A 14,031-nucleotide genomic window follows, 5' to 3' on the forward strand; every position below is an offset into this window, starting at 1 on the left:
ACCCGGACTCGCGGCATTGTGTGGCACGCGCCTGCGACAGGTCGCAGCAGGCCGCCGCGGCGGTCGCCGGGGCAAGGCGGTCTCAGGCGGGTGCGATCACTCGGCCGCGGGGGCGGGAGAGGTCGAGGTGCGGGCCCCGGCGCGCTGCCAGCGCAGTTGCTCGGCCACCGGGTCCAGCGTCATCGCCCGATAGGCCCGCAGATAGACCGAGGTGCCGAACAGCGTCTCCAGCGGGCGACGGGAATTGCGCGACCGCCATTCCACATCGGCCTGCGCCAGCCGGGAGCGGATGTCAGCCTGGTTGCCGCGCCGCGAGGCATGGGCCACCAGCGCCTGATCGGCCGCAGCAACGCCCTGATCGGCCAGCCGGCCGGGATCGCCGCCCAGCGCCGCCACGGCATCGGCCTGCGGCGTCGGGTCGGTGATGTTGGCACCGCCCGGCGTCGGCGCCGGAAGCACGGCCAGATCGGGCGGCATCGACAGGGCGCGGGTCGGCAGCACCGCGAATTCGTCGGGGCTGTTCTGGCCCGCGCTGATGTTCATCAGGCGCGGATCGCCGCCACAGGCCACAAGCCCGGCCGTCGCCGCCAAACCGATCACCAGCGCCATTGCCCGCATGTCCTGTCCCTTTTGTCGTTCGCGCCCGTTCTAGCCTTATTTCTCGGCCCCGTCACGGGTGTTGTCCGGCGCCGGTCCGGTCGTCTCGGGCGCGGTCCTGGCGGCTGGTCGCGGCGCGGTGCGCTGCCGCGGGGTGCGGGCCGGGGCAACCGCTTCGGGGGGGCGCTGCGGCATCAGCACCAGCCCGATCGCGCCGGCAAAGATCGAGATGTCGGCCACGTTGAAGCTGTAGGGATTCTGCCAGCCGGGCAACGACATATTCAGGAAATCGGCGACCGCGCCATAGGCCAGCCGGTCGATGACATTGCCGATCGCCCCGCCGGTCAGCAGCCCCGCCGCGAGGCGCGCGAAGCGGCCGGCCGCGCTGCGCCAGATCCACAGCCAGACCCACAGGCAGATCGCGACCGCGACCCCGATCAGGATCCAGCGCGTCACATCCCCGTCCGACGCCATCAGCCCGAAATTCACGCCCTGGTTCCACGCCATGCGCAGGTTCAGCCAGGGTGGAAGCAGGTCGATCTCGCGCAGCCGGTCGAGATGCAGCACATGCACGACCCAGTATTTCAGCGCCTGGTCGGCGGCGATGATCGCGGCCGCGGTCCAGGCGGTCAGCCGCATGTCGGCGCGCGCCGGGGGCGGCGTCGGGCTCTTGGCGCGCCGCGCCGCCGGGGCCTTCTTGGTGCCATCGGACGCCACCTGCCGGGCCGGTGTCGGAACCCTGCTCATCAGTGCCGGAAATGGCGCTGGCCGGTCAGCGCCATCGCCAGGCCCAGCCGGTCCGCGGCGGCGATCACCTCGTCGTCGCGCAGCGAGCCGCCGGGATGGATGACCGCCTTCGCGCCGGCCTCGGCCAGCGTCTCGATGCCGTCGGCGAAGGGGAAGAACGCGTCCGAGGCGACCACCGCGCCGATGGTCAGCGGCAGCGGCAGGCCCAGGGCCTCGGCCATGTCCTCGGATTTGCGCCGCCCGATCCGGGTGCTGTCCACGCGGCTCATCTGGCCGGCGCCGATGCCGACCGTCGCGAGGTCCTTGGCGTAGACGATGGCGTTCGACTTGACGTGCTTCGCCACGTTCCAGGCGAACAGCATGTCGGCCAGTTCGGACTCGGACGGCTGCCGCTCGGTCACGATGCGCAGCGCCGCGGGCTCAAGATGGCCGTTGTCGCGTGTCTGCGCCAGAAAGCCGCCGGCGACCTGCCGGAAGGTCATCCCGCCCGCGCGCGGATCGGGCAGCCCGCCCGTCGTCAGCAGGCGCAGGTTCTTCTTGCCCGCGAAGATGCGCCGGGCGTCCTCGTCGGCCTCGGGCGCGATCACCACCTCGGTGAAGATCTTCACGATTTCCTCGGCGGTCGCCCCGTCCAGCGGCCGGTTCAGCGCGACGATGCCCCCGAAGGCCGAGGTCCGGTCGCAGTCGAAGGCCCGGCGATAGGCCTCGATGGCGGTGTCTGCGCGCGCCACGCCGCAAGGATTGGCATGCTTGATGATCGCGCAGGCCGGACCCTCGGCGGGATCGAACTCGGCGACCAGTTCGAAGGCCGCGTCGGTGTCGTTGATGTTGTTGTAGGACAGCTCCTTGCCCTGCCACTGCCGGGCCGTGGCCACGCCGGGCCGCGCTTCGCCGGTGACGTAGAAGGCGGCGCGCTGGTGCGGGTTCTCGCCATAGCGCAACCCCTGCGCCAGCCGACCCGCGAAGACGCGGCGGCGCGGCGTCTGCTCGCCGATCGCCTCTGCCATCCAGGTCGAGACGGCGGCATCATAGGCGGCGGTCCGCGCATAGGCGATCTGCGCCAGCCGCTGCCGGAAGGCCAGGCTTGTCCCGCCGCCCTGCGCATCCATCTCGGCCAGCAGCGCGTCGTAATCGGCCAGATCGACGATCACCGACACGAAGCCGTGGTTCTTGGCCGCCGCGCGGATCATCGCGGGGCCGCCGATGTCGATGTTCTCCACGCAATCGGCATGATCGGCGCCCCGGGCGACGGTCTGCTCGAACGGGTAGAGGTTCACCACCAGCAGGTCGATCGGGGCGATTCCGTGCTCGGCCATCGCCGCGCGGTGCGCCTCGTTGTCGCGCAGCGCCAGAAGCCCGCCATGCACGGCAGGGTGCAGCGTCTTCACACGGCCGTCCATCATCTCGGGAAATCCGGTGATCTCGGCCACATCCACCACCTGCAACCCGGCCTCGCGCAGCGCGGCGGCGCTGCCGCCGGTCGACAGGATCTCGACCCCGCGCGACGCAAGCGCGCGGGCGAAATCGACCAGCCCGGTCTTGTCGGATACCGAGATCAGCGCGCGTTTCAGGGCGACGGGATGGGACATGGCGGGGCCTCGCATCTGCATGTGCCGCCCCCCTACCCAAGCAGGCCGGGAAGGTCCAGCACTTGCTGACGGGTCTTGCCTTGGCCGTGAAATATCCTCGGGGGGTCCGGGGGGCAGACAGCCCCCCGGCCGGCGCGGGACGCAAGGGCCGGCGCGGCGTCGCCCCCCTTTCACGTTGCGCCCGGCACCACCAGCCGCGCCATGAAGAACCCGTCCATGCCGCCCCGGTCCGGCCAGTGGTCGGGACGCAGCCGCAGCCCGCGCGCGGGGGTGATCCAGCCGGGCAGGGTTCCCGGCAGGTCGGGCGGCTCGATCGCAAGGCCCGGATGCCGCGCCAGCGCAGCGTCGATCTGCGCCTCGCCCTCGGCGGGCAGCAGCGAACAGACCGCATAGACCAGTCGCCCGCCCGGGCGCAGCAGGCTCAGCGCGTGGTCGATCAGCCGCGCCTGCAGCGCCACCAGATCGGCGACCCCGCTGCCGTCGCGCAGAAAGGGCAGGTCGGGGTGGCGCCGGATCGTGCCGGTGGCCGAACAGGGCGCGTCCAGCAGCACCGCATCCAGCGCCGCGGCGGGCCGCCACTCCAGGGCATCCGCCGCCACCACCGTTGCCGACAGCCCGCACCGCGCCAGGTTCTGGTCCAGCCGCGCCAGCCGCGCCGCGCTGAGATCCACGGCGGTGACCTCGGCTCCTGCCGCCGCCAGTTGCAGTGTCTTGCCGCCCGGCGCGGCGCAGAGATCGGCGATCCGCTCGCCCGGCGCCGGGGCCAGCAGCCGCACCGGCAGCGCGGCCGCCGCGTCCTGCACCCACCAATGGCCCTCGGCATAGCCCGGCAGGGCCGACACCTGCCCCTGCGTCCGCATCCGCAGGCTTCCGGTCGGCAGGGGTTGCGCCCCCGGCGGGGCCGCGGCGCCCGGCTTCAGGGTCAGGTCAAGCGGCGCGCCCGCCTGATGGGCGGCCTCGATCGCGCGGGCCGCGTCCTCGCCCCAGGCCGCCACGACCGGTTCGCGCAGCCAGCCGGGCATCCGCTGCGGCGGCAGGGCCTGCCAGCCCTCGTGCCGCGCGATCTTGCGCGCCACCGCATTGACCATGCCCGCCGCCGCCGCGCCGCCGCGCCCCTGCCCGCGCACCAGATCCACCGCCGCATCGACCACGCCATGCGCCGCGCCACCCAGTTCCAGCATCTCGACGCAGGCCAGCCGCAGCACGTCCGCGACTGGTGGCGCCGGCCAGCGCCGGACATGGGCGGCGATCACCGCATCGGCCCGGTCGCGATGGCGCAGCGTCTCGGCCGCCAGCCGTCCGGCGCGGGCCTGATCGGCTGGCGCCAAGGCCGCCAGCAGGCCCGCCAGGTCGCCCAGCGAGCGGCCCTCGCGCACGCCCTGAAGCAGGCGCAGCGCGCCGCGCCGCGCCATATCCATCCCCGGCTTTGCCAAATCGCTTTCCTTCGCCTAAGTCTTGTTCAAGACTGCGACGGACCCTTAAGCCCTGTTGGGGGATGTTTCCATGAGTGATGTGACCGGCTCCGACGACCGCGACCTGCCCCCTGCGGCACGCCGCGCCCTGGCCGAGGCGGCCGAACGCCGCCGCACCCTTGCGGCCCAGGCCCGGATCCTGCCGCGCGAATATGGCGGCCGCGACGGACCCGAGCCGGTGCGCTTCGGTGATTACGAAAAGAACGGAATCGCGGTGGATTTCTGAACATGGTCGACTGGTTGCGCGCGCCGGCGGTCCGGCAGGGCCGGGCGATCATGGCCGGGCTTCTCGATCCGATCGACCAGACCGAGGCCTATCTCGAGGCGGCGCGCAAGCATCGCTATGGCCGGCGCATCTATGCGCGGCTGACCGAGGCCCGCGCCCGCTCCGAGGCGGTGGCCGCCCATGACCGCGCCAAGGCCGAACTGCGCCACGGCATCCTCGACGGCGTGGCGATCAGCTGGAAGGACAATATCGACAGCGGCGGCATCGTCACCGAGGCCGGTTCGAAGCTGCTGGAAGGCCGGGTGCCGCGCAAGGATGCCACGGTCCTGTCGCGGGCCACGCGCGAGGGGATGATCTGCCTCGGCAAGACGCATCTGAGCGAGCTGGCCTTTTCCGGGCTGGGCCTCAACCCGGTCACCGCCACCCCGCCCAATGCGCTGGATCCGGCGCTGGCGCCTGGCGGCTCGTCCTCGGGCGCGGCGGTGTCGGTGGCGCTGGGCCTTGCCGCCGCCGCGATCGGCAGCGACACCGGCGGCTCGCTGCGGGTGCCGGCGGCATGGAACGGGCTGGTCGGGTTCAAGCCCAGCCATGATTCGGTGCCCGAAAAGGGCGTCGTGCCGCTGTGCCGCCGCTTTGACGTGGTCGGGCCGATGGCGCGGTCGGTCGAGGACTGCGCGGAACTGCTGGCGGTGCTGGCGGGCGACAAGCCGGCCGACCTGCACGGCGCCTCCGCCTCGGGGCTGCGGCTGATGGTGCTGGACGGGTTGCCCTTCGACGATGCCGAGGCCGGGCCGCTCACCGCCTTCCAGGACGCGCTCGACCGGCTGGGGCGTGCGGGCGCGCGGATCAGCACCGTGGCCACCGACTGGCTGGTGCAGGCGATGGACCTGTCGGCGCAGGTCTTCGCCCCCGAGGCCTACGGCATCTGGCAGGCCCAGATCGAGGACGCGCCAGAGCTGATGTGGGCGCCGATCCTCGAACGGTTTCGCGGCGGGGCCGGGGTCAGCGCGGCCGAATATGTCGCCGCCTGGGAACAGCTGGTGCGCATCCGCCGCAAATGGATCAAGGAGGTCGCCAGCGGCTTCGACGCGGTCATCCTGCCCACCGTGCCGATCCTGCCGCCCGACGCCGCCCGGCTGATGCAGGAACAGGATTACTATGTCCGCGCCAACCTGCTGACGCTGCGCAACACCCGCATCGCCAACCTTCTGGCACTGCCAGCGGTGACCCTGCCGACCGGACATCCGGGCTGCGGGATCATGCTCATGGGCCATGTCGGCCGCGACCGGCACCTGCTGCGCGTCGCCGCCGGCGCCGAGGCCGCGCTGGACGCGGCCTAGGCGCGCGGCCCGCCGTGCCGGCGATGGCCCGCTTTCGCTGGACGCAAGGCGGCGATCACGTTACTGTTGACGACAATAATGGGGCAAAGACCCCGCAAGCGAGGCAGTATGGCAATCCCCGAGCGGTTCTCGAACCTGCCGGATTACGCGTTCCCGCGGCTGCGGGCGCTGTTGTCGGGTATCGCGCCGGGCCTGCGTCCCGGCGAGGCGCCGATGGTCCTGACCATCGGCGAGCCGCGCCATGCCATGCCCGATTTCGTGGCCGAGGTGATCGCCCGCCACATGGACGGCTTTGCCCGCTATCCCAGCAATGACGGCATTCCCGACCTTCTTGACGCCATCGGCGGCTGGATCCGGCGCCGTCACGGCATCGAGGTCGGCGCGGACCGGATCATGGCGCTGAACGGCACCCGCGAGGGGCTGTTCAACGCCGCGCTGGCGCTGTGCCCCGAAACCAAGGCCGGCGCGCGGCCCGTGGTGCTGGTGCCGAACCCCTTCTATCAGGTCTATGCGGTCGCCGCTGCGGCGGTCGGCGCCGAGCCCGTCTTCGTCCCCGCCACGCCCGAGACCGGCAACCTGCCCGACTACGCCGCGCTGCCGCCTGCCCTGCTGGACCGGGTGGCCATCGCCTATCTCTGCTCGCCGGCCAATCCGCAGGGCGCGATTGCCCGGCGCGCGGATCTGGAACGGCTGCTGGCCCTGGCCGAGCGGCATGATTTCCTGGTCTTCGCCGATGAATGCTATTCCGAGATCTATCGCGACGACCCGCCCGAAGGCGCGCTGGCCGTGGCCACGGCGATGGGGCTGGCCGACCGGGTGGTGATGTTCAATTCGCTCAGCAAGCGGTCGAACCTGCCCGGCCTGCGGTCGGGATTTGCCGCCGGCAGCGCCGCCAACATCGCCCAGCTGCGGCGGCTGCGCAGCTATGCCGGCGCGCCGCTGTCGCCGCCCGCCCAGCATCTCAGCGCCGCGGTCTGGCGCGACGAGGCGCATGTCGAGGCCAGCCGCGCGCTTTATCGGCAGAAATACCGGATCGCCGACAGCGTCCTGGGCGAGGTGCCGGGCTACCACCCTGTCGAAGGCGGGTTCTTCCTGTGGCTGCCGGTCGCGGATGGCGAGGCTGCCGCGCGACGGCTGTGGGCCGAGGCGGGCATCCAGGTGCTGCCCGGCGCCTATCTGTCCCGCGAGGTCGAGGGGCACAATCCGGGTCGCGGGTTCATCCGGGTCGCGCTGGTCGCCACGCCCGAGGAGACCGGGTCCGCGCTGACGCGGCTGCGCGAGGTGTTGTATGATGGTGCTTGAAGGCAAGAGGGGCTGACGGGATGGCAAGCTGGCAGGCGAAACACCGCGATCCGCTGTTCGACCAGACCACGCAGGCGGCTCTGGAACGGCGCGGCAAGGAACTGGCCGGCGCCGCGCTGGTGGTGCTTGCGGTGCTGATCGCGATGATGCTGGGCAGCTGGTCGGCCGAGGATCCCAGCTTCCTCAGCGCGACCGATGCCGAGGCCCAGAACCTGCTGGGCGGCTTTGGCGCCTATGTCGCCTCGCCGCTGATGATGATCGCGGGATACGGCTCGTGGATGCTGGTCGTCGCCGCGGTCGTCTGGGGCGTGCGGCTGATGCTGCACCGGGGCGAGGAACGCATCATGCGCGGCATCTTCACGCCGCTGTCGGTCGCGCTTGTCTCGGTCTATTGCAGCACGCTGACGCCGGGGCCGGACTGGCAGCAGAGCTATGGCCTGGGCGGGCATTTCGGCGACATGGTGATGGGCGCCACGCTGAACCTGATCCCGATGAAGGCGCAGATCGGCATCCGGCTGGCCGCGCTGGTCGCTGCCATCGGCGGGCTTGCCGTGCTGATCTTCGTCCTCGGCTTCAACCGGGCCGAGACGCGGGCCCTGTGGCACCGCTTTGTCACCGGCCTCGTCACCGCCTTTGATCTGGCGTTGCGGGGGGCGGGGCGCGGTGCCCGCCTGTCCGCGGGCCTCGCGCAGCGCGCCCGGACGCGGCGCGGCGCCTCGGCGGCCGCAGGGGATCACGACCCGGCCGACCAGGCGCCCGCGGCCCCGCGCGGCAACCTGTTCGCGCGGCGCAGACCTGCGGCGGGGCCGGATCGGGATGCCGAGTTCGGCGACGAGATGCCCGAGCCCGAACTGATCGAGCGCGACGCCGACTACGGCGGCGAAGCGCCCTCGCCCGAGGAGGTCAGCGGCCGCATCAGCGATGCGATCCGAAGCCGCACCGGCGCGTCCTCGGTTCTTGCCGCGGTCGCGGCGCGGCTGGCGCGCGAAGGCCACAGCCCCACGCCCCGCGCCGAGCCGCAGGCCCCGGCCGCCCCGCCCGAGCCTGCCGAGCCGATGCCCTTCGGCGCCGAGACGCAGCGCGTGGTGGTGCCACCGCTGCGCAAGCCGGCCTCCGGCACATCGCGCCAGGCCCGTGACGAGGCCGAGCCGCGGCTGCGCTTTGACGACGAGGCGACCGGCTATGAACGCCCGGCGCTGGCCCTGCTGACCGCGCCGACGCATGGCGACCGGCCGCAGATCAGCCAGGAATCGCTGATGGAAAACGCCCGCATGCTCGAGGCGGTGCTGGACGATTACGGCGTCAAGGGCCAGATCACCGAGGTCCGCCCCGGCCCGGTCGTGACGCTTTACGAACTGGAACCCGCGCCGGGGCTGAAGGCCAGCCGGGTGATCGGGCTCGCCGACGACATCGCCCGGTCGATGTCCGCGCTGTCGGCGCGCGTTTCGACCGTGCCGGGCCGCACCGTGATCGGGATCGAGCTTCCGAACGCGCGGCGCGAAAAAGTGCTGCTGCGCGAGATCCTTGCGGCCCGCGCCTTCGGTGACGGCACGCAGCCGCTGCCCCTGGCGCTGGGCAAGGACATCGGTGGCGACCCGGTTGTGGCCAACCTCGCCAAGATGCCCCACCTGCTGATCGCCGGCACCACCGGCTCGGGCAAGTCGGTGGCGATCAACACGATGATCCTGTCGCTGCTCTACAAGCTGACGCCGGATGAATGCCGGCTGATCATGATCGACCCCAAGATGCTGGAACTGTCGGTCTATGACGGCATCCCGCATCTGCTGTCGCCGGTCGTCACCGACCCCAAGAAGGCCGTCGTGGCCCTGAAATGGGTCGTCGGCGAGATGGAGGACCGCTATCGCAAGATGTCCAAGATGGGGGTGCGCAACATCGAGGGCTATAACGGCCGCGTCCGCGAGGCGCTGTCCAAGGGCGAGATGTTCAAGCGCACCGTCCAGACCGGCTTTGACGAGGATACCGGCGAGCCGATCTTCGAGACCGAGGAATTCCAGCCCGAGACCTTCCCCTATATCGTCGTGATCGTCGACGAGATGGCCGACCTGATGATGGTCGCGGGCAAGGAGATCGAGGCCTGCATCCAGCGCCTCGCGCAGATGGCGCGGGCGTCCGGCATCCATCTGATCATGGCCACGCAGCGGCCTTCCGTCGATGTCATCACCGGCACGATCAAGGCGAACTTCCCGACCCGGATCAGCTTTCAGGTCACCTCGAAGATCGACAGCCGCACCATCCTGGGCGAGCAGGGTGCCGAGCAGTTGCTGGGTCAGGGCGACATGCTCTACATGGGCAACGGCGCCCGGATCACCCGCATCCACGGACCCTTTGTCAGCGATGAAGAGGTCGAGGAGGTGGTGACGCATCTGAAATCCTTCGGGCCACCCAACTACAAGTCGGGCGTGGTCGAGGGGGTCGAGGACGACAAGGCCGACGACATCGACGCCGTCCTCGGTCTTGGCGGCGGCGATGGCGGCGACGAGGCGCTGTATGACCAGGCGGTGATGATCGTGGCGAAGGATCGCAAATGCTCGACCAGCTATATCCAGCGCAAGCTGGCGATCGGCTATAACAAGGCGGCGCGGCTTGTCGAACAGATGGAGGATCAGGGCGTCGTGTCCGCCGCCAACCATGTCGGCAAGCGCGAGGTTCTGGTTCCCGAGGTCTGAGTGCTGCCCCGATGACGGTCTGGACCCTGCATCTGCTGAACGCGCGCCACGGCCTGACCCGGGTCCTGCCCGATATCCGCGCCACCGCACGCGAGACGGTGGCGCTGGTGTCGGGCCATGCCGACCTGCCGCCCTTCGATCTGGTCGTCCGCGCGCAGCCGCCGGGCGCGGGCGATCGCGACCTGCCGGGCGGTCCGCCGCAGCCCGGACTGATCGAGATCGCGCTGAACCCCGACCGCTTCGATCCGGCGCAGATGCAGCGACAACTGATCCGCGCGATGCATCACCTGATCCGGGCCGAGGGGCCGGGCTATGGCCGCAGCCTGGGCGAGGCGCTGGTCAGCGAGGGGCTGGCGGGGCATTTCGTGGCGCTTCTGTCGGGCGGGACGGTCGATCCTCGCGCCACGACCGCACCGCCTTCGGGCCTGGCGCGGCGCGCGATGAACGAATGGTCGCGGCTTGACCACGACCACGCCCACTGGTTCCTCGGCAAGGGCGATCTGCGCCGCTGGGCGGGCTTCGGTCTCGCGCAGCGCCTTGTCGCCGAACATCTGAGGGGCCAGCCCGGGGGTGATGCCGAGCCCCTGGCGATGCTGCCGGCCGATGCCTTCCGCGCCGCGCTTCGCCGCCTTGTCGCGGCCGAGGCCGCGCCCGGCCCCGATCCCGAACGGGCTGATCGCGAACCTGCCGAGGACGGACCCGAGGACGGACCCGAGGATGCCGGCACTGATGACGGCGCCGCCGCCGCGCCGCCCGCGCCGGATGACGCATCGTCGCCTCCGGCGGGCAGCTAGCGTCGTTCAGGCACCGACCCGGCTGAGAAAGCGTTGCAGCCTCTCGTCCTTCGGGGCGCCGAAGATCTGCTCGGGCGGGCCGCTTTCGACGATCCGGCCGCTGTGCATGAACAGGATGCGGTCGGCGATCTCGCGGGCAAACTGCATCTCGTGGGTCACGATCAGCATGGTCTGGCGCCGCGCCGCCACCCGGCGCATCAGGTCCAGAACCTCGCCCACCCATTCGGGGTCCAGCGCCGAGGTCGGTTCGTCGAACAGCATCAGGTCGGCATGCAGCGCCATCGCCCGGCCGATGCCCACGCGCTGCTGCTGGCCCCCCGACAGCGCCGCCGGATAGCTGTCGGCCTTGTCGGACAGCCCGGTTTCGGCCAGCACCGCCAGCGCGCGGGCCTCGGCCTCGGCACGCGGCTGTTTCTGCACCGTGACCAGCGCCTCCATGATGTTTTCCTTGGCCGTCCTGTTGGCGAACAGCGCGTAGTTCTGAAACACGAAGGCGGTGCGCCGGCGCAGGGCAAGGATCTGCGCCCGCGAGGCCCGCGCGGCATCCAAGGTCAGGTCGCCGATGCTGATCTGCCCGGCCTGCGGGCGATCCAGGAAGTTCAGGCAGCGCAGCAGGGTCGACTTGCCGGTGCCCGACGGCCCGATCACGACCACCCGTTCGCCATGCGCGATCCGCAGGTCGACGCCGTCGATCACGGTCGTTTCGCCGAAACGCTTGGTCAGCCCGCGAATGTCGATCATCTTGCATAGGCCCGGTTGAGGAACAGCTCCAGCCGCTTCTGTCCCTGATTCAGCGCCTCGACGATCACCCAGTAGATGATCGCGACCACCAGAAACGCCTCGAAATAGCGAAAGCTGCCAGCGGCTTCCTTCTGCGCGGCGCCCATCATCTCTGTCACGCCGAGGGTGAAGGCCAGCGAGGTGCCCTTGATCATGTCGATGAAATAGTTGACCAGCGTCGGCGCCGCGATCCGCGTCGCCTGCGGCAGCACGATGCGCCGCATCATCTGGCCCTGGGTCATGCCGATCGACTGCGCGGCCTCCCACTGGCTGCGATCCACCCCGGCGATGGCCGCGCGGATGCTTTCGGCCATGTAGGCCGAGAAATGCAGTGTCAGCCCCATGATTGCCGCGGTCACGCCGTTGATCTGGGTCAGGAAGGCCAAGACCTGCGGCAGGCCGTAGTAAAACAGGAACAGCTGCACCAGCAACGGCGTGCCGCGAAAGAAGCTGATGAACAGCAGCACCAGCCAGTCCAGCCCCGGCACCTTGAACACCCGTTCCACCGCCAGCAGGGAGGCCAGCACCAGGGCCAGCGCCATGCCCACCAGCGCCATGAACAGCGTCAGCGGCACATAGCCGAGGATGACGGGCACCAGACCCAGCATGTATTCAAGGTCAAGTGCCCGCATCCAGCCTACTCCGCCGAGGTGATGTCGCTGTCAAACCACTTCTGCGAAATCTCGGCCAGCGTTCCATCCTCGCGCAGCGCCGTCAATGCGGCGTCCACCCGGTCGCGCATCGCCGTGCCGGCCTCGTCCTTGCGGAAGGGCAGGGCGTTGCGGATCTCGGAAAAGGGCTTGCCGGCCAGTTGCAGCGGCAGCGGGCTTTCCTTGATGACCTGCGCCGAGGACACGCGGTCCATCACGAAGGCATCGACCCGGCCCAGCGCGGTGTCCTGTTCGATGTTGGATTCATAGGTCCTGATCTCGACTTCGTCGGCAAAGGGCAACTCGCGCAGCAGCTGTTCGAAATTCGAGCCCAGATTGACCGCGACGGTCTTGCCCCGCAAATCCTCGACGCCGGCGATGTCGTCATTGCCCTCGCGGGTGACGACCTGCGCGCCGTCGATGACATAGGGCTGGGTAAAGCCGAACTTCGCCTCGCGTTCGGGGGTGATGGTGATCTGGTTGGCGATGGTGTCGATGCGGCCGGCCTCCAGCGCGCCGACGAGGCCGGAAAAGGACATCGTCTCGAACTGGATGTCGAGGCCGGCCTGCTCGCCGACGGCGTTCATCACGTCGACCTCGAAGCCCTGCAACTGGTCCTGCTTGACGAAGGTGAACGGGAAATAGCCGCCCGACATGCCGACGCGCAGCGTGTCGCCCTGCTGGGCGGTCGCGGGAACGGCAAGTGCTGCGGACAGCAGCACGGCCGCGGCGGTCAGGAATTTCGTCATGGTCTGTCTCCATCTGTTTCTGGAGATACAGGTGTTTGTTCGGAATGACTTTTTCAACGCATCTCGTCAAGCAAGACCATTGGTCCCGGGATTCGCGCTGCCCGGCGATGGCTGTTCCGCCGACGCCGCCGTCGGGGGTTCAGCATTGCGATGCCCGCCCATGGTCCGGAACAGCGTTCCGCCCTGCCTGGGCCGCGCCTGCGCTGCGCGGCGCCTCAGACGAAGATGAAATCGCCCGAATCAAGCTCGAACGGGCGGGTGCCGCGCAGGACGATCTCGACATCCGCGAACTCGACCACGGTGCTGCTGCCCACCCGGTAGAAGTCCAGCTGGCCGAAACGCGTGGCGCCGGAATCGATGACGATATCATCGACGTTGGGGCGGAAATCGGCGATCACGTCCACCCCGTCGCCGCGCCGGAAGAGAAAGCGGTCGGCCCCGCCGCCGCCGGTCAGCAGGTCATTGCCGGTTTCGCCGTACAGGGTGTCGACCCCGCCCTGACCCCGGATCGTGTCGGCGCCGCTGCCGCCCAGCAGCCGGTCGGCGCCGCTGCCGCCATTGATGAGGTCGTTGCCGGCATCGCCATAGATGACGTCGCGCCCGCCCGCCGCCCGCACAAGGTCATTGCCGGCGCCGCTTTCGAAACGGTCGCTGGCGCGGCTGAGGTTGATGACGTCGTTGCCCGACAGGATCTGTTGCAGCAGCGCGCGGTCGTCGGCGTTGCCGGCGGTCGAGATGACCCGGAAGAACGACGCGATCGGCACCGCGAAGCCGTCCGCATACCACAGCGGCGTTTCCGAGAAGGTGAATTCGAAGATCGCGTTGACTGTCCCCGCGATCTCGCCGCGGAAGGTCTCGTAGAGGTTGTTGCCCATCAGGCTGAGGACAAGGTCCACAGGCGCGTCATAGCCGTTGACCACATAGGCGTCGCGATAGGTGCGCCCGCCAAGGTCCAGATATTCGTCCTCGAGAAGGTCGTCGTCGAAGAAATTCCGGTCGTAGAAGTTGAAATCCGCGCGGAACGTGTCCAGCGCGCTGAAAGCCACGATACGTGTCACGATGACCCCACCCTGCAACCCATTGTTGCCTTTACCTTAG

General features: G+C 69.9%; 13 protein-coding genes. 5 read left to right on the top strand and 8 right to left on the bottom strand.

Going from position 1 to position 14,031, the window contains the following annotated elements:
* Positions 1–96 precede the first annotated feature (96 nt).
* From Q5Y72_RS06360 to Q5Y72_RS06375, 4 genes are all read right to left on the bottom strand, one after another.
* The gene (locus Q5Y72_RS06360; RefSeq protein WP_305962554.1) at positions 97–618 is read right to left on the bottom strand and encodes a DUF3035 domain-containing protein; all 522 of its coding nucleotides are present in this window, start codon (positions 616–618) and stop codon (positions 97–99) included.
* A 36-nt stretch (positions 619–654) separates the two neighbouring features.
* Positions 655–1,344 carry a signal peptidase II gene (lspA, locus tag Q5Y72_RS06365; RefSeq protein WP_371930774.1) on the bottom strand — a complete coding sequence of 230 codons (690 nt, stop codon included), beginning with the start codon at positions 1,342–1,344 and terminating at the stop codon, positions 655–657.
* Positions 1,344–2,933: a bifunctional phosphoribosylaminoimidazolecarboxamide formyltransferase/IMP cyclohydrolase gene (gene purH, locus Q5Y72_RS06370; RefSeq protein ID WP_305962555.1), complete on the bottom strand. Its 1,590-nt coding sequence runs from the start codon at positions 2,931–2,933 to the stop codon at positions 1,344–1,346. The genes lspA and purH overlap by 1 nt, the downstream gene beginning before the upstream one ends.
* A gap of 170 nt (positions 2,934–3,103) precedes the next feature.
* On the bottom strand, positions 3,104–4,351 hold the full coding sequence (locus tag Q5Y72_RS06375; protein ID WP_305962658.1) for an RsmB/NOP family class I SAM-dependent RNA methyltransferase: 1,248 nt from the start codon (positions 4,349–4,351) through the stop codon (positions 3,104–3,106).
* 85 nt (positions 4,352–4,436) lie between these two features.
* Here Q5Y72_RS06375 and Q5Y72_RS06380 point away from each other — a divergent pair, with 85 nt between their 5' ends.
* The 5 genes from Q5Y72_RS06380 to Q5Y72_RS06400 all read left to right on the top strand — a co-directional run bounded on the left by Q5Y72_RS06380 (position 4,437) and on the right by Q5Y72_RS06400 (position 10,754).
* Positions 4,437–4,631: a DUF1674 domain-containing protein gene (locus Q5Y72_RS06380; protein ID WP_305962556.1), complete on the top strand. Its 195-nt coding sequence runs from the start codon at positions 4,437–4,439 to the stop codon at positions 4,629–4,631.
* 2 nt (positions 4,632–4,633) lie between these two features.
* The gene (locus tag Q5Y72_RS06385) at positions 4,634–5,971 is read left to right on the top strand and encodes an amidase (RefSeq protein WP_305962557.1); all 1,338 of its coding nucleotides are present in this window, start codon (positions 4,634–4,636) and stop codon (positions 5,969–5,971) included.
* 108 nt (positions 5,972–6,079) lie between these two features.
* Positions 6,080–7,273 (top strand): aminotransferase class I/II-fold pyridoxal phosphate-dependent enzyme, encoded by a 1,194-nt coding sequence (locus Q5Y72_RS06390; protein ID WP_305962558.1) that lies wholly within the window; start codon positions 6,080–6,082, stop codon positions 7,271–7,273.
* A 20-nt stretch (positions 7,274–7,293) separates the two neighbouring features.
* Positions 7,294–9,960: a DNA translocase FtsK gene (locus Q5Y72_RS06395; protein ID WP_305962559.1), complete on the top strand. Its 2,667-nt coding sequence runs from the start codon at positions 7,294–7,296 to the stop codon at positions 9,958–9,960.
* 11 nt (positions 9,961–9,971) lie between these two features.
* Positions 9,972–10,754 carry a DUF2268 domain-containing putative Zn-dependent protease gene (locus Q5Y72_RS06400; RefSeq protein ID WP_305962560.1) on the top strand — a complete coding sequence of 261 codons (783 nt, stop codon included), beginning with the start codon at positions 9,972–9,974 and terminating at the stop codon, positions 10,752–10,754.
* 6 nt (positions 10,755–10,760) lie between these two features.
* On the opposite strand, the gene Q5Y72_RS06405 is transcribed toward Q5Y72_RS06400, so the two are convergent.
* The 4 genes from Q5Y72_RS06405 to Q5Y72_RS06420 form a co-directional block, all read right to left on the bottom strand.
* Positions 10,761–11,495: an amino acid ABC transporter ATP-binding protein gene (locus Q5Y72_RS06405; protein WP_305962561.1), complete on the bottom strand. Its 735-nt coding sequence runs from the start codon at positions 11,493–11,495 to the stop codon at positions 10,761–10,763.
* The gene (locus Q5Y72_RS06410) at positions 11,492–12,166 is read right to left on the bottom strand and encodes an amino acid ABC transporter permease (protein WP_305962562.1); all 675 of its coding nucleotides are present in this window, start codon (positions 12,164–12,166) and stop codon (positions 11,492–11,494) included. The genes Q5Y72_RS06405 and Q5Y72_RS06410 overlap by 4 nt, the downstream gene beginning before the upstream one ends.
* 5 nt (positions 12,167–12,171) lie before the next feature.
* Positions 12,172–12,933, bottom strand: coding sequence for an amino acid ABC transporter substrate-binding protein (locus Q5Y72_RS06415; protein ID WP_305962563.1), 762 nt, complete (start codon positions 12,931–12,933; stop codon positions 12,172–12,174).
* A 215-nt stretch (positions 12,934–13,148) separates the two neighbouring features.
* The gene (locus Q5Y72_RS06420) at positions 13,149–13,991 is read right to left on the bottom strand and encodes a calcium-binding protein (RefSeq protein ID WP_305962564.1); all 843 of its coding nucleotides are present in this window, start codon (positions 13,989–13,991) and stop codon (positions 13,149–13,151) included.
* Positions 13,992–14,031: the final 40 nt, after the last annotated feature.

Origin of the sequence: Paracoccus spongiarum (assembly GCF_030732095.1) — a bacterium.
GTDB classification, from domain to species: domain Bacteria; phylum Pseudomonadota; class Alphaproteobacteria; order Rhodobacterales; family Rhodobacteraceae; genus Paracoccus; species Paracoccus spongiarum.

What these genes read in the sequence shown, in the direction of transcription:
- Q5Y72_RS06360 (WP_305962554.1), bottom strand. Translation starts at nt 618, where the DNA reads ATGCGGGCAATGGCGCTGGTGATCGGTTTGGCGGCGACGGCCGGGCTT.
- lspA (WP_371930774.1), bottom strand. Translation starts at nt 1,344, where the DNA reads ATGAGCAGGGTTCCGACACCGGCCCGGCAGGTGGCGTCCGATGGCACC.
- purH (WP_305962555.1), bottom strand. Translation starts at nt 2,933, where the DNA reads ATGTCCCATCCCGTCGCCCTGAAACGCGCGCTGATCTCGGTATCCGAC.
- Q5Y72_RS06375 (WP_305962658.1), bottom strand. Translation starts at nt 4,351, where the DNA reads ATGGATATGGCGCGGCGCGGCGCGCTGCGCCTGCTTCAGGGCGTGCGC.
- Q5Y72_RS06380 (WP_305962556.1), top strand. Translation starts at nt 4,437, where the DNA reads ATGAGTGATGTGACCGGCTCCGACGACCGCGACCTGCCCCCTGCGGCA.
- Q5Y72_RS06385 (WP_305962557.1), top strand. Translation starts at nt 4,634, where the DNA reads ATGGTCGACTGGTTGCGCGCGCCGGCGGTCCGGCAGGGCCGGGCGATC.
- Q5Y72_RS06390 (WP_305962558.1), top strand. Translation starts at nt 6,080, where the DNA reads ATGGCAATCCCCGAGCGGTTCTCGAACCTGCCGGATTACGCGTTCCCG.
- Q5Y72_RS06395 (WP_305962559.1), top strand. Translation starts at nt 7,294, where the DNA reads ATGGCAAGCTGGCAGGCGAAACACCGCGATCCGCTGTTCGACCAGACC.
- Q5Y72_RS06400 (WP_305962560.1), top strand. Translation starts at nt 9,972, where the DNA reads ATGACGGTCTGGACCCTGCATCTGCTGAACGCGCGCCACGGCCTGACC.
- Q5Y72_RS06405 (WP_305962561.1), bottom strand. Translation starts at nt 11,495, where the DNA reads ATGATCGACATTCGCGGGCTGACCAAGCGTTTCGGCGAAACGACCGTG.
- Q5Y72_RS06410 (WP_305962562.1), bottom strand. Translation starts at nt 12,166, where the DNA reads ATGCGGGCACTTGACCTTGAATACATGCTGGGTCTGGTGCCCGTCATC.
- Q5Y72_RS06415 (WP_305962563.1), bottom strand. Translation starts at nt 12,933, where the DNA reads ATGACGAAATTCCTGACCGCCGCGGCCGTGCTGCTGTCCGCAGCACTT.